Annotated in this window: 24 protein-coding genes; 12 read left to right on the forward strand and 12 right to left on the reverse strand. The window is 42.1% G+C overall.

All coding sequences use genetic code 11. The features are described from left to right. Positions 1 to 61: 61 nt before the first annotated feature. The 3 genes from HYG93_RS03885 to HYG93_RS03895 form a co-directional block, all read right to left on the reverse strand. Positions 62 to 532, reverse strand: a complete 471-nt coding sequence (locus HYG93_RS03885; protein WP_120364359.1) for a hypothetical protein — start codon at positions 530 to 532, stop codon at positions 62 to 64. A 36-nt stretch (positions 533 to 568) separates the two neighbouring features. Beyond that, the gene (gene ptsP / locus HYG93_RS03890) at positions 569 to 2,866 is read right to left on the reverse strand and encodes a phosphoenolpyruvate--protein phosphotransferase (protein WP_120365184.1); all 2,298 of its coding nucleotides are present in this window, start codon (positions 2,864 to 2,866) and stop codon (positions 569 to 571) included. A 75-nt stretch (positions 2,867 to 2,941) separates the two neighbouring features. Further along, positions 2,942 to 3,421, reverse strand: coding sequence for an RNA pyrophosphohydrolase (locus HYG93_RS03895; protein WP_106985373.1), 480 nt, complete (start codon positions 3,419 to 3,421; stop codon positions 2,942 to 2,944). 182 nt (positions 3,422 to 3,603) lie between these two features. Here HYG93_RS03895 and HYG93_RS03900 point away from each other — a divergent pair, with 182 nt between their 5' ends. The 4 genes from HYG93_RS03900 (at position 3,604) to HYG93_RS03915 (ending at position 5,961) form a co-directional block, all read left to right on the forward strand. After that, positions 3,604 to 4,254, forward strand: coding sequence for an HAD family phosphatase (locus HYG93_RS03900; RefSeq protein ID WP_106985374.1), 651 nt, complete (start codon positions 3,604 to 3,606; stop codon positions 4,252 to 4,254). Between the two features lie 142 nt (positions 4,255 to 4,396). Continuing rightward, positions 4,397 to 4,891 carry a DUF2628 domain-containing protein gene (locus HYG93_RS03905; protein ID WP_106985375.1) on the forward strand — a complete coding sequence of 165 codons (495 nt, stop codon included), beginning with the start codon at positions 4,397 to 4,399 and terminating at the stop codon, positions 4,889 to 4,891. A gap of 161 nt (positions 4,892 to 5,052) precedes the next feature. Next, positions 5,053 to 5,289, forward strand: a complete 237-nt coding sequence (locus HYG93_RS03910; RefSeq protein WP_106985376.1) for a DUF2789 family protein — start codon at positions 5,053 to 5,055, stop codon at positions 5,287 to 5,289. A 165-nt stretch (positions 5,290 to 5,454) separates the two neighbouring features. Beyond that, positions 5,455 to 5,961, forward strand: coding sequence for a DUF2628 domain-containing protein (locus HYG93_RS03915; RefSeq protein WP_120365183.1), 507 nt, complete (start codon positions 5,455 to 5,457; stop codon positions 5,959 to 5,961). Positions 5,962 to 6,108: 147 nt separating this feature from the next. On the opposite strand, the gene HYG93_RS03920 is transcribed toward HYG93_RS03915, so the two are convergent. Both HYG93_RS03920 and HYG93_RS03925 read right to left on the reverse strand, forming a co-directional pair. Next, complete coding sequence (locus HYG93_RS03920) at positions 6,109 to 6,978, reverse strand: LysR family transcriptional regulator (RefSeq protein ID WP_106985378.1); 870 nt, start codon at positions 6,976 to 6,978, stop codon at positions 6,109 to 6,111. Between the two features lie 691 nt (positions 6,979 to 7,669). Then, the gene (locus HYG93_RS03925; RefSeq protein WP_106985379.1) at positions 7,670 to 7,912 is read right to left on the reverse strand and encodes a DUF2061 domain-containing protein; all 243 of its coding nucleotides are present in this window, start codon (positions 7,910 to 7,912) and stop codon (positions 7,670 to 7,672) included. A 261-nt stretch (positions 7,913 to 8,173) separates the two neighbouring features. On the opposite strand from HYG93_RS03925, the gene leuC reads away from it, so the two are divergent. The 4 genes from leuC to leuB all read left to right on the forward strand — a co-directional run bounded on the left by leuC (position 8,174) and on the right by leuB (position 12,059). Next, entirely contained in the window at positions 8,174 to 9,607 is a 1,434-nt protein-coding gene (leuC, locus tag HYG93_RS03930; RefSeq protein WP_106985380.1) for a 3-isopropylmalate dehydratase large subunit, read from the forward strand. 24 nt (positions 9,608 to 9,631) lie between these two features. After that, on the forward strand, positions 9,632 to 10,282 hold the full coding sequence (gene leuD / locus HYG93_RS03935) for a 3-isopropylmalate dehydratase small subunit (protein ID WP_106985381.1): 651 nt from the start codon (positions 9,632 to 9,634) through the stop codon (positions 10,280 to 10,282). Positions 10,283 to 10,377: 95 nt separating this feature from the next. After that, a complete protein-coding gene (locus tag HYG93_RS03940) occupies positions 10,378 to 10,938 on the forward strand; it encodes a hypothetical protein (protein WP_106985382.1) in 561 nt (186 codons plus the stop codon). 41 nt (positions 10,939 to 10,979) lie between these two features. Then, entirely contained in the window at positions 10,980 to 12,059 is a 1,080-nt protein-coding gene (leuB, locus tag HYG93_RS03945) for a 3-isopropylmalate dehydrogenase (RefSeq protein ID WP_106985406.1), read from the forward strand. An 83-nt stretch (positions 12,060 to 12,142) separates the two neighbouring features. Here the strand turns inward: leuB and HYG93_RS03950 are convergent, their stop codons facing one another. Beyond that, positions 12,143 to 12,538, reverse strand: a complete 396-nt coding sequence (locus tag HYG93_RS03950) for a hypothetical protein (protein ID WP_117006827.1) — start codon at positions 12,536 to 12,538, stop codon at positions 12,143 to 12,145. Between the two features lie 242 nt (positions 12,539 to 12,780). On the opposite strand from HYG93_RS03950, the gene HYG93_RS03955 reads away from it, so the two are divergent. Next, positions 12,781 to 13,140 (forward strand): lysozyme inhibitor LprI family protein, encoded by a 360-nt coding sequence (locus HYG93_RS03955; RefSeq protein ID WP_121531067.1) that lies wholly within the window; start codon positions 12,781 to 12,783, stop codon positions 13,138 to 13,140. Between the two features lie 82 nt (positions 13,141 to 13,222). Here HYG93_RS03955 and infA read toward each other — a convergent pair whose 3' ends face one another. Next, positions 13,223 to 13,444 carry a translation initiation factor IF-1 gene (gene infA, locus HYG93_RS03960; protein ID WP_001284370.1) on the reverse strand — a complete coding sequence of 74 codons (222 nt, stop codon included), beginning with the start codon at positions 13,442 to 13,444 and terminating at the stop codon, positions 13,223 to 13,225. Between the two features lie 230 nt (positions 13,445 to 13,674). Here infA and HYG93_RS03965 point away from each other — a divergent pair, with 230 nt between their 5' ends. Further along, positions 13,675 to 14,682 carry an AraC family transcriptional regulator gene (locus HYG93_RS03965; RefSeq protein ID WP_117006825.1) on the forward strand — a complete coding sequence of 336 codons (1,008 nt, stop codon included), beginning with the start codon at positions 13,675 to 13,677 and terminating at the stop codon, positions 14,680 to 14,682. A gap of 139 nt (positions 14,683 to 14,821) precedes the next feature. Here the strand turns inward: HYG93_RS03965 and truA are convergent, their stop codons facing one another. The 5 genes from truA to asd form a co-directional block, all read right to left on the reverse strand. Continuing rightward, on the reverse strand, positions 14,822 to 15,619 hold the full coding sequence (truA, locus tag HYG93_RS03970; protein WP_120364365.1) for a tRNA pseudouridine(38-40) synthase TruA: 798 nt from the start codon (positions 15,617 to 15,619) through the stop codon (positions 14,822 to 14,824). A gap of 23 nt (positions 15,620 to 15,642) precedes the next feature. Then, positions 15,643 to 16,602 carry an asparaginase domain-containing protein gene (locus HYG93_RS03975; protein WP_171406260.1) on the reverse strand — a complete coding sequence of 320 codons (960 nt, stop codon included), beginning with the start codon at positions 16,600 to 16,602 and terminating at the stop codon, positions 15,643 to 15,645. 48 nt (positions 16,603 to 16,650) lie between these two features. After that, positions 16,651 to 17,895: a fimbrial protein FimV gene (locus HYG93_RS03980; RefSeq protein WP_120364366.1), complete on the reverse strand. Its 1,245-nt coding sequence runs from the start codon at positions 17,893 to 17,895 to the stop codon at positions 16,651 to 16,653. 70 nt (positions 17,896 to 17,965) lie between these two features. After that, positions 17,966 to 19,483 (reverse strand): hypothetical protein, encoded by a 1,518-nt coding sequence (locus HYG93_RS03985; RefSeq protein WP_120364367.1) that lies wholly within the window; start codon positions 19,481 to 19,483, stop codon positions 17,966 to 17,968. Positions 19,484 to 19,633: 150 nt separating this feature from the next. After that, positions 19,634 to 20,752 carry an aspartate-semialdehyde dehydrogenase gene (asd, locus tag HYG93_RS03990; RefSeq protein ID WP_120364368.1) on the reverse strand — a complete coding sequence of 373 codons (1,119 nt, stop codon included), beginning with the start codon at positions 20,750 to 20,752 and terminating at the stop codon, positions 19,634 to 19,636. Positions 20,753 to 20,937: 185 nt separating this feature from the next. Here asd and HYG93_RS03995 point away from each other — a divergent pair, with 185 nt between their 5' ends. Further along, positions 20,938 to 22,050 (forward strand): endonuclease/exonuclease/phosphatase family protein, encoded by a 1,113-nt coding sequence (locus tag HYG93_RS03995; protein ID WP_106985389.1) that lies wholly within the window; start codon positions 20,938 to 20,940, stop codon positions 22,048 to 22,050. Between the two features lie 483 nt (positions 22,051 to 22,533). Further along, a complete protein-coding gene (locus HYG93_RS04000; protein ID WP_106985390.1) occupies positions 22,534 to 22,851 on the forward strand; it encodes a hypothetical protein in 318 nt (105 codons plus the stop codon). Positions 22,852 to 22,886 lie beyond the last annotated feature (35 nt).

A 22,886-nucleotide genomic window follows, 5' to 3' on the forward strand; every position in this document is an offset into this window, starting at 1 on the left:
GCTGGTATTGCAAGCAGTAACTGCGTTTAGTTCTGAGTCTATAAGGTTATATACGCTGAATTTAGCGTGGGCGTTGCTCGGAAAATAAATCATCAAAGATTTTATGGAGTTGTTTGCTTAAGGTTGGCGCTGTCGGGGATGTTGAGTGACTATGCTCTTGGGCAGATTGAGCCACTTTTTCTAACTGCTGTTTAAGCTGATCAAAGAAAGAAGGGGGATGGCCTGTGCCAGTCGAGTACGCTTTATTTAACTGGGCTGCAATCACTGAAGGATCATCCTTACCTAGGCGTCGGCATTGGGTTGCTGATATTTCAATGCCGTGTAAAGGAGGCATGCGTGGGCGTTCAATCGTCTGACGCGAGTATGTGGTAGGGCTTGGTGATGATGTTTCTGTTTTGATCGGTTTTTGGCGTAGCACCTGTTGGGGTGCACGTTCCTCGAGCTCCGTGTTCGCGCGCTGATTTTGGCGTGGTTTGATTTGGTTAAAATAAAACACCACACCTGCAAAAACTAAAAACAGAATAAAATCCATAGGCACCTGCCATGAAAAATAAGCTGAGCCCGTGAATTAAGGGCTCACAATACGTGTAGAGGCTTTGACCATGTCACCTAGGCCATGCGTTCTAAAATAATATTCCATCCAACTTTTCACCATCAGTGGATTGTTCATTTTTAATACATGCTCAAGTAACGCTTGTGCATCGGTCATTGGCACATGGCAAATGGCTTTACGCACCCGCAAAATATTACTTGAACTCATCGACAGGGTATTAAAGCCCATTGCCATCAATAATACGGCCGAAATAGGATCGCCAGCCATTTCACCGCAAATACTCACAGGTTTATCGTATTTATGGCACTCTTGCACCAAGCGGGTGAGGGCTTTTAATACGGCAGGGTGTAAGTGCGAATAGACATTGGCTACGCGTGGGTTATTTCGGTCTACCGCCAATAAATATTGAGTTAAGTCGTTGGAACCCACCGAGAAAAAGTCAACCAAATGTGCAAATTCTTCAATTTGTAACAGCACACTTGGTACTTCCACCATAATACCGATTTTCGGTTTGGTGATTTTCACCTGTTCTTCTTCTTGAACAGCTTGCCAGTCACGGTCTAGTAAATAGAGTGCTTCTTCAACTTCACTGACACTGGTCACCATAGGCAGTAAAATGTGCAAGTTATTCAGGCCAATACTGGCTTTGAGCATGGCGCGAATTTGTGAAGAGAAAATCTCAGGGTGATCGAGGGTAAAGCGAATACCGCGCCAGCCCAATGCTGAGTTTTCTTCTTCAATGGAGAAATAAGGTAAATCTTTGTCTGCACCAATATCGAGGGTACGCATCACCACAGGTTTATTGGCAAAGTGACTCAATTGCTGACGGTAAATGGTGCGCTGTTCTTCTTCGCCAGGGAAGCGGTCACGGAGCATAAACGGAATTTCAGAGCGATAAAGCCCTACACCTTTAGCACCACGCTGTACACCGCGTACCACGTCAATCATCAGACCAGTATTCACAAATAAACGTACCGCTACACCATCAGGGGTAATCGCATCTTTGGTTTCATACTGCTTGAGATCTTTGGCGATCTGTTCTTCTTCTTTTTGAATTTCTTTATAACGTGTACGCAGGCGACGTGGTGGATTAATAAAGACACGGCCCTGATGCGCATCCACAATCATCTCAACATCATCGAGCGTATTGATGGGTAATTCAGTCACGCCGACCACAGTCGGAATACCTAATGCACGTGCCACAATGACCATGTGTGAGTTCATTGCGCCTTCGGTGGTCACAATGGCTGCAATCTTATCGACAGGTAATTCCACTAAAGCGGCGGTCGAAATTTCATCACCAATTAAAATGCTTTCATCGGTAATTTCACGGTGACTGGCATCGGCTTCTTGTAAAAAAGCCAAAATGCGTCGGCCCAAATCTTTTAAATCAGAGACCCGTTCACGTAAGTAGTCATCTTCCATTTGCGCAAACAGCGCAATGTGCTTATCAATCACATTACGTACAGCACCTTGCGCCCAGTTCCCGTCACGGATTTCATCTTTAATTTCTGCGGGGAGGGCATTTTCATCCAACATGCGCAGGAACACGCTAAATAGCGCACGCTCTTCGGCCATCAGCGCGTCTTGCATTTTGTCATCTAGAGACTGAATTTCCTGACGCACCGAATCAATGGCATGATCGAGGAGTTCGAGTTCTTCACTGATGTCATCAGCTTCGCGGTCAGGCACAGAAGCTAAATCTGCAGGTGGATATAGAATGACTGCGCGACCAAGCGCAATACCGCCAGAACCTGAAATCCCTTGGAAAGTTTTGTAGGCAGGCAAGTTGCTCGGTTTGCGGAATACGTCAATATTGCCCACAGCATGTGCATGCGCAATGACGCCAGAGAGCTGTGCACAGAGCGTCACGAGGAAAGATTCAGCTGCTTCAGAAAAGTCCTGAGATTCTTTATTTTGAACCACCAGCACACCCATTACTTTTCGGCGGTACATGACAGGTACGCCTAAGAATGAGTTATAGATTTCTTCGCCAGTTTCTGGAAGGTATAAAAAGCGCTCGTGCTTTGGCGCATTGTCTAAGTTGACAATTTCTTCACGTTGACCCACCAGCCCAACCAAACCCTCATTGGTGTCTAGTGAAACATGGCCAACTGAGTCAGGATTAAGACCCTTAGAGGCCATGAGTAGGTAACGATGATTACGCTCATCGAGCAAATAAATAGAGCAGACATCGACATGCATGGCTTCAGCAACCTGCTTGACCATAATATCTAAAGATTCATGCAAACTGGTTGACGCATTAATCTCTTGGACGATGCGTCTGAGGGTATCCAGTTGCATATTCGACATCGGGCCTGCTCCTTTGTTATGACATTTAATTTATATCAATAGTTCTCTGAAAAATCTGCAATGTGTTGCGATTTTTTATATTTTTTGGGGCAACTGATTGCATAGTTCCACCATCGCTTTGCGGTATACATCGCGCTTAAAATTGACCACTTGTCCCAGTGGATACCAATAACTTACCCACTGCCATTGATCAAATTCAGGTGGATCAGACAAATCCAGTTGAATGTTTTTGACAGAAGCCGTCAGCTTCAGCAAAAACCATTTCTGTTTTTGACCAATACATACTGGATCTGAGTCCATGCGTATATAACGGTTTGGCAAACGGTAGCGCAACCACCCTTTAGTCTGCGCAATAATTTCGACGTGTTCGGGCAATAAGCCTACTTCTTCGCGGAGTTCACGAAAGAGTGCCTCTTCAGGGGTTTCACCATGCTGAATACCTCCTTGCGGAAATTGCCAAGCATTGTGACCAATGCGCTTTGCCCATAAAACCTGTCCAAAATCGTTTGCCAAAATGATCCCGACATTCGGTCGGAAACCTTCTGAGTCGATCATTTGGCTACCTAAATATTGTGTAATTTATATCTTTGCCTTCGGGGATCATGAATTTTTAATCCAGCTCGAAAAAAGCAAAGTGTAAAAATGTTAAAATTGCTATGATCTTAACGAATTTCTATCGACTAGCGGAGATAGATTTACAATTTTTTTCTTAAATTTCAGCTTTTACGAGTATTTTCATGAAATTGGCGCTCTTTGATCTTGATCACACCTTATTAAATACAGATTCTGACCATTCTTGGGGGGAGTTTTTGGTGAATGAGGGCTTGGTAGATCCAATTCATCATCGTGCGATGAATGACAAATTTTATGAAGATTATAAAAAAGGTCAGCTTGATCCGATTGCCTATAACGAATTTGTATTTGAATTTTTAACACAGCATGACAATGCCTATTTAACAGAATTACATCAGTTATTTATGCAAAAAGTGATTCGTCCTCAAATGCGCCCTGAGGGTTTTAAAGCCATTCAAAAACATCAAGAAATGGGTCATCAACTGGTGGGCATTACAGCGACATCTGATTTTATTACTGCGCCTATTTTTCATGAATTTGGCATTCAAGAGGTCATTGCCACCAATGCAGAAGTGAAAGACGGAAAATACACTGGTAAAGTGACCAATATTCCATGTTATCAACAAGGCAAGTTGGCGCGCTTAGATCAATGGCTACAAGGGCGTGATGTGACAGAGTCTTGGGCATATTCAGATTCAATTAACGACCGTTTTTTATTGGAATATGCAGATCATGCAATTGCGGTAAATCCTGATGACCGCCTTGAAGCTTTGGCTAAAGAGCAGGGTTGGGAAATTCAAGATTGGTCAATTTAAAGACCCTCATGCTTTTTTAAAGTGGTGTTGAATACACATCACACGACATCGAAAACCGTCATTTAAGTAAAGCAGTGCCTTCAATACATTGCTTTGCTTGAAGTGGTTTTGCCTACATGGACACATTATCCAATGATCAAGAGTGACTTTTAAATTGACGCATCAGTCTGAAGCCCATACATCGAGTGCAAGTTCTGTTTCTACAGCCACATTGTTTAAAATGTTTGTTGGCCCTCGCGCAAGTGCGTATGTACAAGCATTGCAAAATCCTACACGTTTTAATTGGGGCGGTTTGTTGTTTGGGGCCTATTGGTTGCTTTACCGCAAAATGTACGCACAGTTTTTTTTATTGCTGTCGATATTGTTTTTTCTCGGCATGCTTGGGGCTGTTATTGGGCTTCCGTGGCCAATTTTGTTGGGTATTTCTGTATTGCCACATGTGGTTTATGGCTTTATCGGGTCAGATTTATATGCGCGTTTTGCACAAGAAAAAGTCCATGACTATCAACATCAGCCAAAGTACAGTCCGCAGGTTTTTGCAGAGTCTGGGGGCACATCGTGGAGCCAACCGATTTTATGGTTAGGTATACAAATGGTTGTGGGCTACATGCTAACGACACCTTTTTTACAGTATTGATATGCTAAATGACTGAAGCACATGGCGTATTGAATATGCATGTATTCTCAATCAGTGGGTGACAATAAGCGCAGTTTAAATTGAGTGCTTGGACGTTCCATGTTATATCCTTAATGACAGCATAATTGATATTTTGATTGGGTAAAAATAAGGAGAACAAGATGAGTGTACGACCAAGAATGACCCACTTATTTGAACAGTTGGGCTTAGATTCAAGCGAACAAGCAATAGCTTTGTTTATTGCGACCCATCAACTCAATGCGCACACTAAAATTACACAGGCTGATTATTGGAATGAGGGGCAACGTCAGTTTTTGGCCGAAAAAATAGCCTCAGATGGTGAGTGGGCCATCATTGTCGATCAGTTAAATGAGTCTTTACATGAGGATTCAGTTTAAGTACTCAGTTGGTATTGGTAAAGTCCCTAAAATTTGTATTTGCCTCTGTCGGGTTTTACTTGTACAGAGGCTTTTTCTTTTGAATAATTTTTACATCACATTGATGATTTGATGTGTGTTGTATAGCAAATGCGATAACTAAAATATAAGAATAAGGACAATGAGATGAATGAAGAAGCCAGTGTTTTACCCCCTCCCTTAAGCCATAGAACGGCATTGCGTTATCACGATGAACAACTCATGCAATGTTTCGTAGGTGAAGAAAAATATCAGCATTATTATCAAAAGGCATTTTCGCAATTAACTGCAACGAAACATATTGCGGGAATCAATTGGGGCGCATTTGTCTTTGGTGTGATCTGGTTGTTTTATCGCAAAATGTATGGCTATGGTACGCTGGTCGTCGCGTTATTAGTGACGTTAAGCATACTCGAAAATATGTTTAAATTTGAAGCCAAAGGCGTTGGAATAGCGGTGTCGGTGAGCTTAGGTTTAGTCGGAAACAGTCTGTATAAAAAATTTGCCGAACAAAAAATTGCCAAAGTACGTCGTCAGTTATCAGCCAGTCATTTAAATCAGGCACTTGAGCAAGCGGGTGGTACCAATTTAGGTCTTGCTTGGGTATTGTTGGCTTTTATCTTTGTTGCTGTCTTTATTGCACATTTTGCATAAAGCCAATGATTCATCCAAACTAAAACGAAAAGGGATGAGTAATTTTGAGTATTAATGTAGTCATTCAAACAGACATTAAAAAAACGGCTTAGGCCGTTTTTTTAATGCACAATTCTGTGGGGCATATAACTGATGCAATAAGCGGGCTTAAGCCAAGTGTTGCTTCATGAGCGACACCAAAGCTTCAGCGGCTTTAGATTGTGTACGGCCAGGATGCCAGACCATGCCCAATTGGCGGTGCATGACCAAATCAATATCGAGTTGCTTTAAGTCTTGGTTAATCATGGTTTTTGGAAGTACAGACCAACCTAAACCAATCGATGCCAACATCCGAATAGATTCTAAGGGATTATTACTCATGGTGATTTTAGGTTTAATCCCTTGCTTTTCAAACTCAGCCAATGTGATTTGGGTGGTATAAGTTTGCGCAGCAGGAAGCAAGCTTGGATATTGGATTAAATCTTCAAGGGTTAAATGGCTTTGCTGTGCAAGAGGGTGAAATGGCGCAGCCACAAACACCAATGGGTCTTGCCAAATATTGACATATTTTAGACGCTCATCACCTTGTGGAGGTAAGGTTAAAAAGGCCAGTTCTAAATCACCTGCCAGTACTTTTTCATGTGCTTGTTCTGAATCGACAAAATGCACATCTAAAGTCACATCTGGGTAGGCTTGTACATAATTACGTAAATGGTTAGGTAAATGATGTAAGCCAATATGATGACTGGTACCAATTTTGAGCTTGCCCTGAATCTGGCCTTGTTCATGGCTTAATGTATGGTGAATATCTCCCAATTCATTGAGCCAGTTTTTAACTTTAGGTAACAGTGAATGTGCGGCATGCGTTGCTTGTACACCACGACCAGCCGATTCAAACAGCTTTACACCAAAATATTCTTCTAAGCTATGAATTCGCTTGGTCACCGCAGGCTGGGTAATAAACAGTTGATCTGCAGCCAAAGAAATAGAGCCTGTTTCCATGACTTTGACAAAGGCTTCGAATGCAGCAAGATTCATATTAATCACCCATAAAGAAAATTTATGCTTATTTTTATTATTTAGAAAAAATTAGAATAAATCAAAGGAAATGTGTAATTGTTTGCTATAAACTTATCCAATTGGCAAAAATAGAAATGAAATCAATGAATAATCATTTTAGGGTGATCGGTGGATAAATCACGAAAATACAGAGGCTCCAGCAAGGTGTAGTGACATGGTCAATTCGACGTGATTATGTACAGAAAGTTCCGACCAAACACCACCCAATCCCTATTCAGGGAAAATTGTTGAAGCATTGCTGAACATTGAGAACATCAGTTGTGGTGATGAACGAATAATTTATTTGTCAAATGAAGCATCTATAGGGAATGCTTCATGCATTGCTTTAAGAAAAAAATCACTTGTTATATTTTAACCCAAATTTACATGTCAAAAGTCAAACGCTAGCAGGATATGCGGACGTAAATAGATGGCATTGGATGACTGGATTCGTGGTTTAAAAAATATCGGACCTTTGTGTATTAAGTAGAAGAAGATTTAAGATATTTACTCTTAGTCTTATCTTAGGTTTAGCAAAAGCACTAAATTGGTTTGATACAAAATATTGTTTCGAAAACAAATTCGCAGTAGTCGATTTAAATCGTTTTCAATAGAAAAACCATCCGTAGGTGGTCGTGAACAACATCAAGCAAAGTGATTTGCAATCACACTAGACTTGGGCGCTCGCTTCCTGATTGTCAACAGCGGATTTTTTATCCCAAATACGCTCATGGAAGAAATATGCAACTGCTTGAACTGTAGGTTCAACTAAACTTAAAGTAATGGCCATCCATAAGCTACCTGTCACGACATAACCGACAATCATGGCAACGGTAATGTGCATGATGTAATAGCTTAAGGTCTTTTTAAACATACGTTGATTGTTTTCTACAAATTGCTGAATATTCGCCATGATGATGTTCCTTTAAAAAGTGTGTTCGCTTGGTATATGTAAATAATACTGATTCTCATTTACTTTGTAAAAGTGATTTTTTGATATTTTTTGATCGGAAAATTAGATTTATTTTTGAGCGATTTTAAGCGTGAAATTAGCAAACAAAACAATTCCAAAAAGTTTACAAACTAATAAAAATGATAAATTAGATTTATGTGAACACGTGGTTATAATCAATGTTAATGAAAGAATTTACCCAGTCCAGTGGAGCAAATCGACATGGCAGGCGAAACCCAAAAAGCAAAAACATTGTATGACAAATTGTGGGATGACCATCTAGTAAAACAACGAGATGATGGCTCTTCATTACTGTATATCGACCGTCATTTATTGCACGAAGTAACATCGCCGCAAGCATTTGAAGGCTTACAGCTTGCAGGTCGTCAGCCTTGGCGTTTAAGCGCGAACGTTGCGACACCTGACCACAACGTACCGACTTCTACTAAGGAACGTGCTGAAGGTATTGCGGGTATTGAAGATGATACTTCACGTATCCAAGTACAAACTTTGGATGACAACTGTAAAACTTTTAATGTTGCGCAGTTTGACATCAATGACGTACGTCAAGGTATTGCTCACGTGGTTGGCCCTGAACAAGGTTTGACGTTACCGGGCATGACGGTTGTTTGCGGTGACTCGCATACTGCGACACATGGTGCATTTGGCTGCTTGGCGCACGGTATTGGCACATCGGAAGTTGAACATGTATTGGCAACCCAATGCTTAGTTCAAAAGAAAATGAAAAACATGTTGGTACGTGTTGACGGTAAATTAGGTCAAGGCGTAACACCAAAAGATGTGGTTTTAGCCATCATTGGTAAAATTGGTACTGCGGGCGGTACAGGTCACGCAATTGAATTTGGCGGTCAAGTTTTCCGTGATATGTCGATCGAAGGCCGCATGACTGTATGTAACATGGCAATCGAAGGCGGTGCGCGTGTTGGTATGGTCGCTGTCGATGAAAAAACCATTGAATATGTAAAAGACCGTCCTTATGCACCGAAAGGCGAGCAGTGGGATGCAGCAGTAGAATATTGGAATACTTTGGTATCTGATGAAGGCGCACACTTCGATACAGTGGTTGTATTGCAAGGTGAAGAGATTGAGCCGCAAGTATCTTGGGGAACTTCTCCTGAGATGGTGATTCCTGTATCTCAAGCTGTTCCAACTTTAGATCAGGCTAAAGATGACGTGCAGCGTAATGACTGGACACGTGCTTATAGCTATATGGGTTTAAATGCAGGTCAGGCATTGGCTGATATCCAATTAGACCGTGTATTTATTGGTTCTTGTACGAATTCACGTATTGAAGATATTCGTGCAGCAGCTGAAGTTGCCAAAGGCAAAAAAGTTGCAGGCACAATCAAACAAGCGATGGTTGTTCCGGGTTCAGGTTTGGTAAAAGCGCAAGCGGAAGCTGAAGGCTTGGACAAAATCTTAATCGAAGCTGGCTTTGAATGGCGTGAACCAGGCTGTTCAATGTGCTTGGCAATGAATGCAGATAAATTGCAGCCAGGCGAACATTGTGCATCAACCTCAAACCGTAATTTTGAAGGTCGTCAAGGTAATGGCGGTCGTACCCACTTGGTGAGCCCAGCAATGGCAGCTGCTGCTGCAATCGCGGGTCACTTTGTTGACGTACGTTCGTTTTAATTTGGGCTAATAGGAGCAAACAGCATGAAAAAATATACCGTTGAACAAGGTATCGTTGCACCCTTAGACCGTGCCAATGTCGATACAGATTTAATCATTCCAAAACAGTTTTTAAAATCGATTAAGCGTACTGGCTTTGGTGCAAACTTATTTGATGAATTGCGCTATTTAGACGAAGGTTATTTAGGTCAAGACATTTCAAAACGACCGATTAACCCAGATTTCGAATTGAACAAAGCACGCTACCAAGGTGCAAGCATATTAATTTCACGTGCGAACTTCGGCTGCGGTTCAAGCCGTGAGCATGCGCCGTGGGCATTGGAAGAGTATGGTTTCCGTACGGTGATTGCACCAAGCTATGCAGATATTTTCTTTAATAACAGCTTTAAAAATGGCATGTTGCCAGTGATCTTGTCTGAAGAGATTGTCGATCAGTTATTTAAAGAATGTGCTGCATCGGAAGGCTATCAGTTAACGATTGATTTAGAAGCGCAAGAAGTACGTACGCCAAATGGCGAAAGCTTTAAATTTGAAGTTGATCCGTTCCGTAAGCATTGCTTATTGAATGGCTTGGATGATATTGGTTTAACTTTACAAGCCGCTGATGATATCAAAGCTTATGAAGCTAAAACCAAAGCATCACGCCCTTGGGTATTTGCAGACGTAAAAGCTTAACAATTGAAGTGACGAATGCATAGTCACCATGCTGAACTCTTGCTAATATCTAGGCATAACAATATACAAATGTCAGATTTATACTGGGTTCAGACATGGAAAAGTTACTCACACACATGGCAGTAGGGCTCACGATAATTGGATCGTTGAGCGCTTGCCAAAGCGTTCAGGTAATACAGGTTCAAAATATAAAAGAATCTGCAAGTACGCAAAATAATGCACTTATTTATTGTGCAGGTACAGAAAGCTGTCAGTTTGAGCGTTTAGATCAGACCTTCATTATGAAAGAGCATAATGAACTTGAGCGTGAAGCAATCAAGGCGGGTATTGTGCGTATACAGGGAAAATCGTTGAAAGAGCCGAATGCGGTTTATCTTTCAGTGACTCCTGTTCAGCATGAAGTAGTTGTTCGGTTTTACCCGATATCGCCTGATAAAGCTGAGCGTTTACACGTGATTCATGCGTTTAAACCCAAAGCGAATTATACCTTAACGATGTACCGTGATCGAACCAAACACAAAGCGAGCTTGTTAGAGGCCTCCGCGCCAGATCCTTTGTGTGTAGATTTGAAAATGGAACAGAAAACTATTCGACGTTTTTGCAAACCCTACAATGTCCTGACGGGGCTTGGTGAGTTTGTAGAGAAAAAATTGTAATCAATTGCCACGTATAATTGGCACATAAAATGGAAAAACTCATGTCAAAACATATCTTGATTTTACCGGGTGACGGCATTGGTCCTGAAATTGTAAAAGCTGCAGAACAAGTGCTTACCCGAGTGAATGAAAAATTCAATTTAGGTTTGACTTGGGAAGAAGGTCTATTAGGTGGTGCGGCAATTGATGCGCATGGTTCACCTTACCCAGAAGTGACATCTGAACAAGCCAAAAAAGCAGATGCTTTACTGCTTGGTGCGGTAGGTGGTCCTAAATGGGATACGATTGAACGTTCAATTCGTCCTGAGCGCGGTTTATTAAAACTACGTAGCGAACTTAACCTTTTTGCAAACTTGCGCCCAGCGATCTTGTATCCGCAATTGGCGGATGCTTCAAGCCTGAAGCCTGAAATCGTAGCTGGCTTGGACATTCTAATTGTTCGCGAATTAACTGGCGGTATCTACTTTGGTCAGCCACGCGGTATCCGTGAATTAGAAAATGGTGAGAAGCAAGGTTTCAACACTGATGTATATGCAGAGTCTGAAATCAAGCGCATTGCAAAAGTAGCCTTTGAATTGGCGGGCTTACGTGGTGGTAAAGTATGTTCTGTAGATAAAGCCAACGTACTTGAAGTGACTGAACTTTGGAAACAAACAGTGACTGCATTGAAAGAAGAGCAGTATCCAGAAATTAACTTGTCACACATGTATGTAGACAATGCAGCAATGCAATTGGTACGTGCACCAAAACAATTTGACGTGATTGTAACCTCTAACTTATTCGGCGACATCTTGTCTGATGAGGCTGCGATGTTAACGGGTTCTATCGGCATGTTGCCATCTGCATCTTTGGATGAAAACGGCAAAGGTATGTACGAGCCTTGCCACGGTTCTGCACCAGACATCGCTGGTCAAAACCTTGCAAACCCATTGGCAACTATTTTGTCTGTAGCCATGTTGCTTCGTTATACATTCCGTGAAGAAGCTGCAGCAAAAGCCATTGAAGATGCAGTAGGCTCGGTATTGGATCAAGGCTTACGTACAGCAGATATCATGTCTGAAGGCATGAATAAAGTGGGTACAGTAGAAATGGGTCAAGCAGTTGTAGCTGCATTGAACTAAGTTCTATTGATCTTAAAAAACCGAGTCTAGAGACTCGGTTTTTTTATGGACATCATTGGGGGGAGTAGGGCGTTTAATACCCATTAACAGGTGCGTCCGCTGAGTTGTACCGCAGTCGCAATTTGGTTTTGCAGTTGAAAACGAATTTCGCATTGAAGACTTGCATCATAGCTTTGTGTTGGAATAGGCACTGCAGTCCCGGCACCTGCACCTAAGGCAGGATTCTGTGCCATTGGAATAGGAATGCTAATCGGCCGAATCACGGTATAACTTAATGTATTTTGCTGTACGAATGGGGCAGTGGCATTTTGATAGCCAAGTTTGGCTAAGTCTAAATGGCTTTGAATATAGCTACTACTTTGACCCACAAATTGTGCTAAGTATTTTTCTCGCTCAGTCGCATTCATCACAGGGGTGCTGGCACAGCCAAAAAGCACAGAGGCAAGCGCACATTGGCCTAAGGTCATTTTAAAATTCATAAGCATATCTCATGCTGACTAATTGCAAACCAGTGTATGGAGTTGAACACAATAACTATGTAGTGATTTGATAAACGGTTAACTTGAATGAGCTACGATGCTTGAAGTGGAATGAAGATACAATTTTTTTCTTACGCCATATTGTAGGCATGTTTTAAAATGAATAGGCATCTTACAAGCGATTTAAAAATGGCGTGTAGGTGAATCCCATAAGATAAAAACAATGATTTTGGATGAATAAAATGAAAAAGATCTTATTGCTTGGCGCATTGCTTCTGACCAGCTATGCCAATGCAGACAATTGCGACAGTGCGCGTAATACCTACGATGATATCTATTGCACCAATAAAGTCTATGCCAGTGCTGATGCTGAATTAAATAAGAATTATCAGGCTTTGCGGGCTAAGTTATCAGACAAGCAAAAAACTACGCTAAAGCGTTCTCAACTGCAATGGATTCGTGAGCGTGATGCAAACTGTACGACGGATACAGGCGTAAATGTGAATTGCCGTCTAGAAACCACACAGGAGCGTAATCATTGGTTGTTAGAGCGCTTACGTGAATGCAAGACCATTGGCTGTAAAAGCAGTGCTTTGAACTAAGTCTGCTTGATATACGGGGTATTCTATCGATTGCATAAAAAAAAGCCACATGATAATGTGGCTTTTTCTGCTTCGCTAAAACTTAGCGTGCACGATAAGTGATACGACCCTTAGTCAAATCATAAGGTGTCATTTCTACTTTAACACTGTCGCCAGTCAAAATACGAATATAGTGTTTACGCATTTTACCAGAGATGTGAGCAATCACTTCATGACCGTTTTCTAAACGTACACGGAACATAGTATTAGGAAGCGTCTCGGTGACAACGCCTTCGAACTCGATGAGTTCCTCTTTATTGGCCATAGCCTACCTGAATGAATAAATTAGCAAGGCGCAAATTATAGTCAATTTTTTTGCATAAAACAAGATGAAACGGCCGTCAGAATAATCAGATGCAAGTAAAATAAGCGAACAGTGCGGTTAAACTTTTTCAACAAAAATGTTTGTAGAATAGTTGTCAGTTTGGTCAATCACAGTTAATCTAAAATTAAGCATTTGAGTATAAATGAAGTACATACAAGGAAGGTTCTTGAGTGGGTCAGCTAACTGATGCATCCGTAGTATTGCGGTTGGGCTACCAAGCGATTCGTCGTGCGGGTTTGCCGACGGAAGATATTTTAACCAAAGCTGGTGTTGCACTGAAGCAGGTTGAAGCCAATGATCGTACACCTTTAAGTGCGCAGTACGCGTTTTGGGTGGCAGCTGAAGAAGTCAGCAAAGATCCAGATATTGGTTTACATCTGGGTGAACACCTTCCTTTGTACCGCGGGCAGGTGATTGAGCACCTGTTTATTTCATCAGAAAATTTTGGTGAAGGTCTCAAGCGTGCATTGGCCTATCAGCGCTTAATTAGTGATGCTTTTCATGCCAAACTGGTCATAGAGGATGATCGTTGCTATTTAACCAATGGTCATCAGCCTTGGGCAGAAAATATCGTTAATCGTCATTTTTCTGAATGTGCGATGTCGGGTGTATTGCGCTTTTTTAAGTTTATTACTGAAGGGCGTTTCCAGCCCATTTATATCGACTTTAATTTTAGTCAGGGCGCGCCGGATGATGAATATTTCCGTGTTTATGAATGCCCAGTGAGCTTAGGGCAAAAAGAAACACGATTATATTTTGACCCTGCTATTTTAGATTATCAACTGTGGCAAGCTGAACCTGAGCTTTTACAGTTACATGAACAACTTGCGATCGAAAAACTGCAAGAACTTGCGCGCTATGATTTGGTGGGTGAGGTACGTCGTGCTATTGGTTCAACCTTAGAAAGCGGTGAAACAACCTTAGAAACCGTGGCTGCACAGCTAAATATTACGCCACGTCGTTTACGTACCCAGCTTTCAGAGGCCAATACTAGCTTTCAGCAGATTTTGTCGGATTACCGTTGTCGTTTAGCGAAAAAACTCTTGGCCAATACCAATGAAAGTGTTGAGCGAATTGTGTACTTAACCGGCTTTTCGGAGCCAAGTACCTTTTACCGCGCATTTAAGCGTTGGACTAACGAAACCCCAGTGGAATATCGTAAGCGTAAGCAACGTTAAATCTTAAAAACAACGCATGAAATCCCTCCTGAATGGAGGGATTTTTTATATGGTGCACCCACTCAATAAACTCGTGCGAATGGATTTTTGGACAGCATTTTTTACTTCTTTTAAGGGCAGAACCAGTAAAAAGTACATATTATTCAGGCATGTTTAGCCAATGCGGGCCAAGTGGCGCTGTAGGAAGCTGAAACTGCTCAGGATAATCTGCATGAATGAAATACAAACCGTCGGGCGGAGCAGTCACGCCTGCCGCTGAACGATCTTCGGCAGCAAAAATTGTATCGATATGATCGATGCTATACATGCCTTGGCCCACTTCTAACAAACAGCCCATAATGTTACGGACCATGTGATGTAAGAAGCCATCCGCTTGAATGTCTAAGACCAAATAGCATCCATGTTGAATTAAACGACAGTGACTGACGGTACGAACTGGCTGATTTGATTGGCAGGCAGCAGCACGAAAACTTTCAAAATTATGCGTGCCTTCAAACTTGCTGGCAGCCAGGATCATGCTGGCAACATCTAGTGGTGCATGTATGTGGGTGACTTGCTTATGTAGTAAAGCAGGACGTACAGGATGGTTATAGACGACATAGCGATAGCGGCGTGCTTGTGCTTTAAATCGGGCATGGAAGTCCATGTCCATTTCTTGTACCCATTGAATTGAAATGTCTTTGGGGAGTTGGCTGTTACAGCCACGAATCCAGCCATGAATGCTACGTATTGCATGGGTATCAAAATGGGCAACCATATTGGTGGCATGTACACCCGCATCCGTACGTCCTGCACCATGCAGTGCGATTGGCTCATTTGCGACTGTGCTGAGTACTTTTTCAATGGTTTCTTGGAGGCTAATCACACCTGCCTGTTGAGTTTGCCAGCCACGATATTGTGAACCATTAAACTCAATTCCCACTGCAAAACGCTGCATACTCACCTCAGTCTATATCAATGTTACCAATGGGCATGCCATTGTTCTATGGCGTCGTATTGTAAATACATTTGTAAGACTTTTGCATATAGATCTGCATGGCCGGCACAATTGCTGACAAGAATCTGGGCATCTTGCACCCACTGGCTGACTGCATAGCGTTGATCGATTGCTCCAAATGGAACTTGGGTGGTCAGAATGACAGCACAGCCTTGTTGTTGGATGTACTTTATTTGCGCCACGACTTGATCATTGACGGCAATATTTCCTGTACCAAAACCTTGCAGAATCAACACATGAGGGGGCTGAGCAGACAGTGCTTTTAAGTTGTATTCCAGCTGTGCGACGCCAACGGGTTGTAGCATTAAACTAATGCAATTGAATGCACGAGCTTTTTCAATATGGGCTGTCTGTACAATCAGTGCATCTGTGGGTACGGTATTGACAGCTAGTCCGCTGAGTTGTCCACTAAAGGCATCGAGCTCTGTAGTATGTGTTTTAAGGGCTGTGGAAGCATGAATGAGCTTGTGATGAAATGCTAAATAAACCCCAGTTTCAACTTGTAAGACCTGATCTAAAGCAAAATTTAGATTAGAAATTGCATCGGTAAATTCGCGCGTATCCGTTCCATGTACGTTCAGTAAAGGATATTGGCTACCTGTCAAAATAACATGTGCAGATTGGGCAATAAATCGTGCCAAGACTGCACTCGCATAGCTGAGGGTGTCTGTACCATGAATAATCACGAAATGCTGATAATGCTGTAACTGTAAGCTTTGAATCTGTTGGATCAGTAACAGCCAATCAGGTGCGGTACATGCACTGCTATCACGGATGACTGGTGCAACAAAACAATCGATATGTACATGTAAGGGCAGAACATGTTGTAGTTGGGGAATAAATTCCGCTGCAGGCATTGGGCTGAGCGGTTCACCGACACAACCAAAAGTACCACCCATATAGATTAAGGCTATTTTTTTCATCATAAAAAAAGCAGTCATGGAGACTGCTTTAGTTTAAATCGATTTCTATTAAGAAGCGATTTGATTGCGTAACAGTTTGACTTGCTCAATTTGTTCAGCAGTGTATTCGCTTTCTTTTTCTTCTAAAATTTCACGCGCGGCATCAAATGCACCTAATTGGATGTATTGGGCTGCTAATTCTAGATTGAGCGTAATTTCATTGCTGTCCAAAAGTTCTGGAAATGACTGTACCAATGGATCATTTTGATCTGTACTTGATGCAGGTGTGCTCACTTGGCTAATGTCGAAGCTCACGCCTGTAGATGCTGGTGCAGTAGGTGCAAGCTCTACTTCTGGCTGAGCACCAATTGAGCTTAAATCAAAGCTGAGTGGTTCTGCTTTTGGTGCTTCTGTAGCAGGTTCTTCTGTCGTAAACGAAAAGTCTAAAGGTGCTGGTTCAGCCGTCGGTTCTGGCTGTGCAACTTCAGGGCTTGTTTGCGGTGCAAAGTCTAAAGAGAAATCGAGTGGTTTGATTTCAGCTGCTGGTGCTGCTTCAGCAACTTTCGCTACAGGTGCAACTTCTGGTGCTGCAAAGTCAAGCGTTTGTGCTTCTTGAGGTTTTTCAGCAACCACTTCAGCAGGTTTAGCTGCTACAGAATCAAATGACAAGTTGAAGTCTAAAGGTTTGATTTCTTCTACAGCGGGTGTAGCCACAACTGGCGCTGGAGTCGCTTCTTTTTTTGGCTCAGGTGCAGTTGAAGGGCTACCCATTAAAGCATCAAAATCAGCAGTATTTTGTGCTTGTGGTTTTGCAGCACTTGCTGGTTCTGTAGGGCTTGTAAAGGCAATAGTATCTACAGTTTTATTTTGTGCTTTGTCGAAGTTTGCTTGTTTTGCTTCGGCTTGTGCAATGATGTCATCAAGTTCAAGTGAGCGAACATGACTAATTAATTGACTAATTGCAAATTCATCTTTTTGTAAAATATGAATGTCGAGCAAGTACAAATAAAGTTCGTGTTGGGTATTATCTTTTTTCAGTGCCTGATTAATTTGTGCTTCAGCTGAAAAGAAATTACGTTCATCAATTAAACTTTGAATTTTTTTACGCGTGTCATCGTTTAAAGCCGTCGTTGTCGGTTTTACTGCCGCTTCTACAGCTTGTGTACGATTTGGGGCAATTTTAGCGGATGAACTTGCTTTTTTTGCCTTAGCCTTTTGTGCATTCGCTTTATCTGATTCTTGTGCACTTTGACGTTTTTTTAAAAATACCAAAGCAATCACGACAATCACTAATGGAATCACATAAATCAGCATATTTTAACCCCTTGTGGATAGAGCTTTGGTTCAGTGAACTCATCCATTTAAAATCTTCATGTTGCAATTTTTAGTGTATTGGCTTCTTCGCAGCGCGTTGTGCTTTCAGTTTTTCTTCCAGCTGTGCTAAGCGAGTATTTAATAATTGAATTCTTTGATCCTTCTGATTTAGCGCCAATTCTAATTGCGTTACGTTTCTCTGTAATTTAACGGTTTTTTCACGCGATGTCATAATTTTTAATGACAACTTGTCCGAAGTTTGGTTTTTTTCTGTGTTTTTGTTGGCGCTTGTATGAGCAGAATCGCGCTCATTTTCTGAAATCAGGCTCATTTCAGCTTGATTCAGGCGATATTTAGCTTTACCTGATTGTGCAGATGGAATTTTTGCTAGCGCTGCTGCATTGACTTTCGGTTGTTCTTTACTTGGTGCAGTGCTGTTTAAATTTAGCGCTACACCACGGCGTAAGCGGTTAGAGTCACCCTGAATAAAGGCATGTTCATTGCTGGCTTTAATTTGCTTCATCACTTCGTCAATTGGACGGTTTTGCGCAGTCGCTAAACGCGATGCAATACCCCAAAGGGTTTCATTTGATTGCACCACATATTCTGCTTTGGCTGGTGGCGGTGTTTGCGCAGATACTGGGCTTTTGCTCACGGGTGCTACATTTGCTGGTGCTGGTGCTGGTGCTGGTGCTGGTGTAGCTGGAGCGGTTTTTTGCTCGGCTTTGGCTTCAGCAAACTGCTTAACCAATGGATCTTGAGACACCTGACCCATTGCTGGCTTTGCTGCCATGCTTGTTGCTGGCTTTGCTGCTACGCTTGTTGCTGGTTGTTCAGCCGTATTGCTAGGTTTGGTTACAGTTTGCGCAGGTGTAGGTGCTTGTGCAGATGCAACAGTCTGTTTTTGTACTGGGGAAATTGGTGTGACTGGGGCTACCGCTTTGACCATGGGCGCAGGAACTGCATAAGCTTGAGCCACTGGTGTAACTGAAGCTAAAGTTGGTGTACTGCTGTTATTTAAACTTGGTGGTGTAGCGCGGCTAATGCTTAGTGGTGCTTCATTTTTCTGGATTGAATTGGGTGTTTTTGCTGTATAGGCCGTACTGACGGGTAAATTCAGACCAATTTCATTTTCATTACGAATGATCAAAGGGGCCAGTGGTCGTTCATTTCGACTGAGATTGGCGAGAGAGGGATTTTGTCCCGCACTGCGTTTTAATGGTGTTTTAATGTGTTGCAGGCGAATGGCATTGCCTTCGGTCACTTTAACCACAATGTTGAGTTCTGCATCGGTCATTGGGCGTGACGAAGTAATGGTAATGACACCGTTGCCAGCGCTGTCTCGACGAGTAAAAAAGTTTAAATGGCCTGGAGGTTGATGGCCTACACCCATACGCATTAAGTCTTCAGCATTGGCTAGGCTGGCTTGCAAAGGCTGATTTGAATCGGATTGACGAAAGTTGATTTCGGCATATAACAGCTCCCCAGGCGCAGATTGAATTTGAATCGGATCAATCGTAATGGCATGCAAAGGCTGTGATGCAAGTATAGCTAAAATGGCGATTTTTAATTTGTTATAGACAGTCATCTTAATTTTTAGCTCAATTCAAATTGCGCGGTGTTTAAAGTGAATAGATTAACGGGATGTTTAAGAATTGTAAAACATTAACAAGATTAGTACAGAAAAAAAGCCGATCAAATGTGACCGGCTTTTTCAGCTTAAAAACAACAATGTTGATTAAGCATTTTTATAATCGATTAAGATGCGAAGCATACGACGTAAAGGCTCAGCAGCACCCCAAAGTAATTGGTCACCAACAGTGAATGCACCTAGATATTCTTTACCCATATTGAGCTTACGTAAACGACCAACAGGAACAGACAATGTACCTGTTACAGCTACAGGTGTTAGATCAGTCATTGAAGCTTCACGTGTATTTGGTACAACTTTCGCCCATGGGTTGGCGTTACGTAATATGTCTTCAACTTCATCAAGCGGTACGTCTTTTTTCAATTTCAAGGTTAATGCTTGAGAGTGACAACGCATTGCGCCAATACGAACACAGTGACCATCAATAGGAACAATTTGTTGATTGCCTAAGATCTTGTTGGTTTCAACTTGACCTTTCCATTCTTCCTTCGATTGACCGCTTTCAAGTTGCTTGTCGATATAAGGAATTAATGAACCTGCTAAAGGCACACCAAAGTTTGCAGATGGGAACCCTTCGCCACGTTGTAATTGTGCAATTTTAGAGTCGATGTCTAAAATTGGTGAACGTGGGTCATCTAACAAATCTTTAGTATTGTTATACAAGTAGCCCATACCAGTGATCAGCTCACGCATATTTTGCGCGCCAGCACCAGAAGCGGCTTGATAAGTCATTGACGTTGCCCATTCCACAAGATTATTTTGGAATAGACCGCCTAAACCCATAAGCATTAATGAAACGGTACAGTTACCGCCCACAAATGTTTTTGTACCGTTCACTAAGCCGTCTTTAATGACGTTTAAGTTTACTGGATCAAGTACGATAATTGCTTCATCATCCATACGAAGGGTAGATGCGGCATCAATCCAATAGCCTGCCCAGTTTTCAGCTTTTAGCTTAGGGAAAACGTCAGTCGTATAGTCGCCACCTTGGCAAGTAATAATGACATCCATTTGCTTCAGACTATTAATGTCTGTTGCATCCATAAGTGCTGGGGCGGTCTTACCGCCAAATACAGGGGCTTCACCACCTGCATTACTGGTAGAGAAGTAGAACGGCTCAAAATGAGCAAAATCATTCTCTTCAACCATACGTTGCATAAGGACAGAACCAACCATCCCGCGCCAACCGACCAGACCTACTTTCATGTCACTTTGCCTCGGTGCGTTAAAAAATTAAAAGGGGTTTGAGTGTACCAAAAGGGTGCTCAACTGCAATAGCTGCATAATCAAAACAGCAATTATATTGTGCAATATATCTTGTTTATGTTACATGCAAAATTGATATTAATTTATAAATGAATAAAAAAATTAGAATATAAGGAGTGCAGTAGATGTTTTGGATAGAGGGTCTGGCCCTAATTGTTATTTGGCTTAGCTTTTGGTCCTTGATTCCACGTGATGAATGGTGGTTTCGTGGTGCAGATTTTCCACGTTTACAACTTCTAGCATTAGGTGCAATTGCATGGCTTTTACTAATGTTTTGGCCTGCGCCTTGGGCGCTGAGTCGTAGCGTGATTTTATTACTGCTAATGGCAGCAATAGCATATCAACTCAAAATGGTGCTGCCATATACTTTCTTGTGGAAAAAACAAGTCAAGCAAGTGACGGAGGCGGAGCTCAATCCCGAACAGCAAATTTCGATTTTGGTTTCAAATGTGCTGACACCGAATACTCAATATCACTTATTGCTTGAGCAAGTACAGAAATATCAACCCGATTTATTGCTGACCTTAGAAACTGATCAAACTTGGCAAAATGCTTTATCGTCCATTGAGGCAGACTATCCGTATCGAGTGCCTGTCCCACTGGATAATTTATATGGCATGCATTTATATAGTCGTCTGCCTTTGCGCGACACTGAAGTTAAATTCATTTTGAGCGATGAAATTCCATCCATTCATACCACCGTGCAATTACGGTCAGGCAATTTAGTGAAACTGTATTGCTTGCATCCCAAACCACCGAGCCCAACCGAAGCCAAAGACTCCACGTTGCGAGATGCAGAGTTGCTAATTGTGGGTGATCAAATTAAAGATTTAGATGAAAGCTGTATTGTGATGGGAGACTTAAACGATGTAGCGTGGTCGCGAACAACACGGTTATTTCAGCGTATTAGTGGGTTGCTTGACCCGCGTGTTGGTCGTAAATATATCAATACCTTTCACGCGGATTATAAATTTTTACGCTGGTCTTTAGATCATATTTTTCATAGTACTGATTTTGCCTTGGTCCACATGGAACGCGTAACACATGTGGGTTCAGATCATTTTCCTGTATATGTCGTCCTTCAGACGGGCCGGGCGTTCGAACATGTGCAAGAGTCTTTGACACAAACCGATGATGACGAAGCGGAAGCACAAGAAGCGATTCAGGAGGGGATTGAAAAAGCAGAGCGTGAGGAAAAGCCTGTGACGGATGAAATTGCACAGGACTATAAGCCATAAAACACGATTTGGGCGGTTTAAGATGCAGTTCAAAAACAGCTACAGTCGACGGATATTTTACTGGCGCTATACACGATGTAGGAAATGGCTTACAAGTCTTTAGGACTCTGACGAATGGTCAGTTTAAACGTATTGACATATTCTAATTTCATCGGCAAAAGGAATCGGGAATGGATCATCCCAGCTATGGAAGACAACGCCGATTGGATCAAGTCATCATGGATATGATGCAGGAAAGGAACGCCACTGAAAAAAAACAATAATAAAACTTGTGAAAGCACAACCTCATCAGCCCGAGTTATGCAGGATGCAAAACTCGGGCTTTGCTTTATGTACAATATTATCGGCATTCACATGCTTTGTGCTTTAAACATCCCATTTTTATCGATCCAGAATAGATCGATAGTCTGTATTTCTTATGTCATCTCTGCGGCTTAAAATAAGCTCGAAAAAAAGTACGACACAAAAATAAGAGTATGGAGTATGGCAATGCAGAGCCTGAGCACAGGGTTGATATCTTTTCAGCAGTGGGCACATTTATCGACCGATGCAGGTCATATTTATTTAGGGTTGGTTATTTTCTTTGTGATTGCACTGTGTCATCAGCGGCAACTGAAATCACATTATGCCATTTGGGCTGTGCTCGGACTGGCTTTGGCCTTGGAACTCTTTGGGGCACGGCACGATATTTTAGAACGTGGCTACTGGCGTGTCACTGAAAGTGTACGGAATATACTCCACATGAGCCTGATGCCCTTATTAATTTGGCTGAGTGCGTATTATCGCGTTTGGCGTGGGTAGATTTTTGGGTAGTTGAAACAAGGTTGCTTTTTTAA

The organism is Acinetobacter sp. SwsAc6 (genome assembly GCF_013391565.1).
GTDB classification, from domain to species: Bacteria; Pseudomonadota; Gammaproteobacteria; order Pseudomonadales; family Moraxellaceae; genus Acinetobacter; species Acinetobacter cumulans.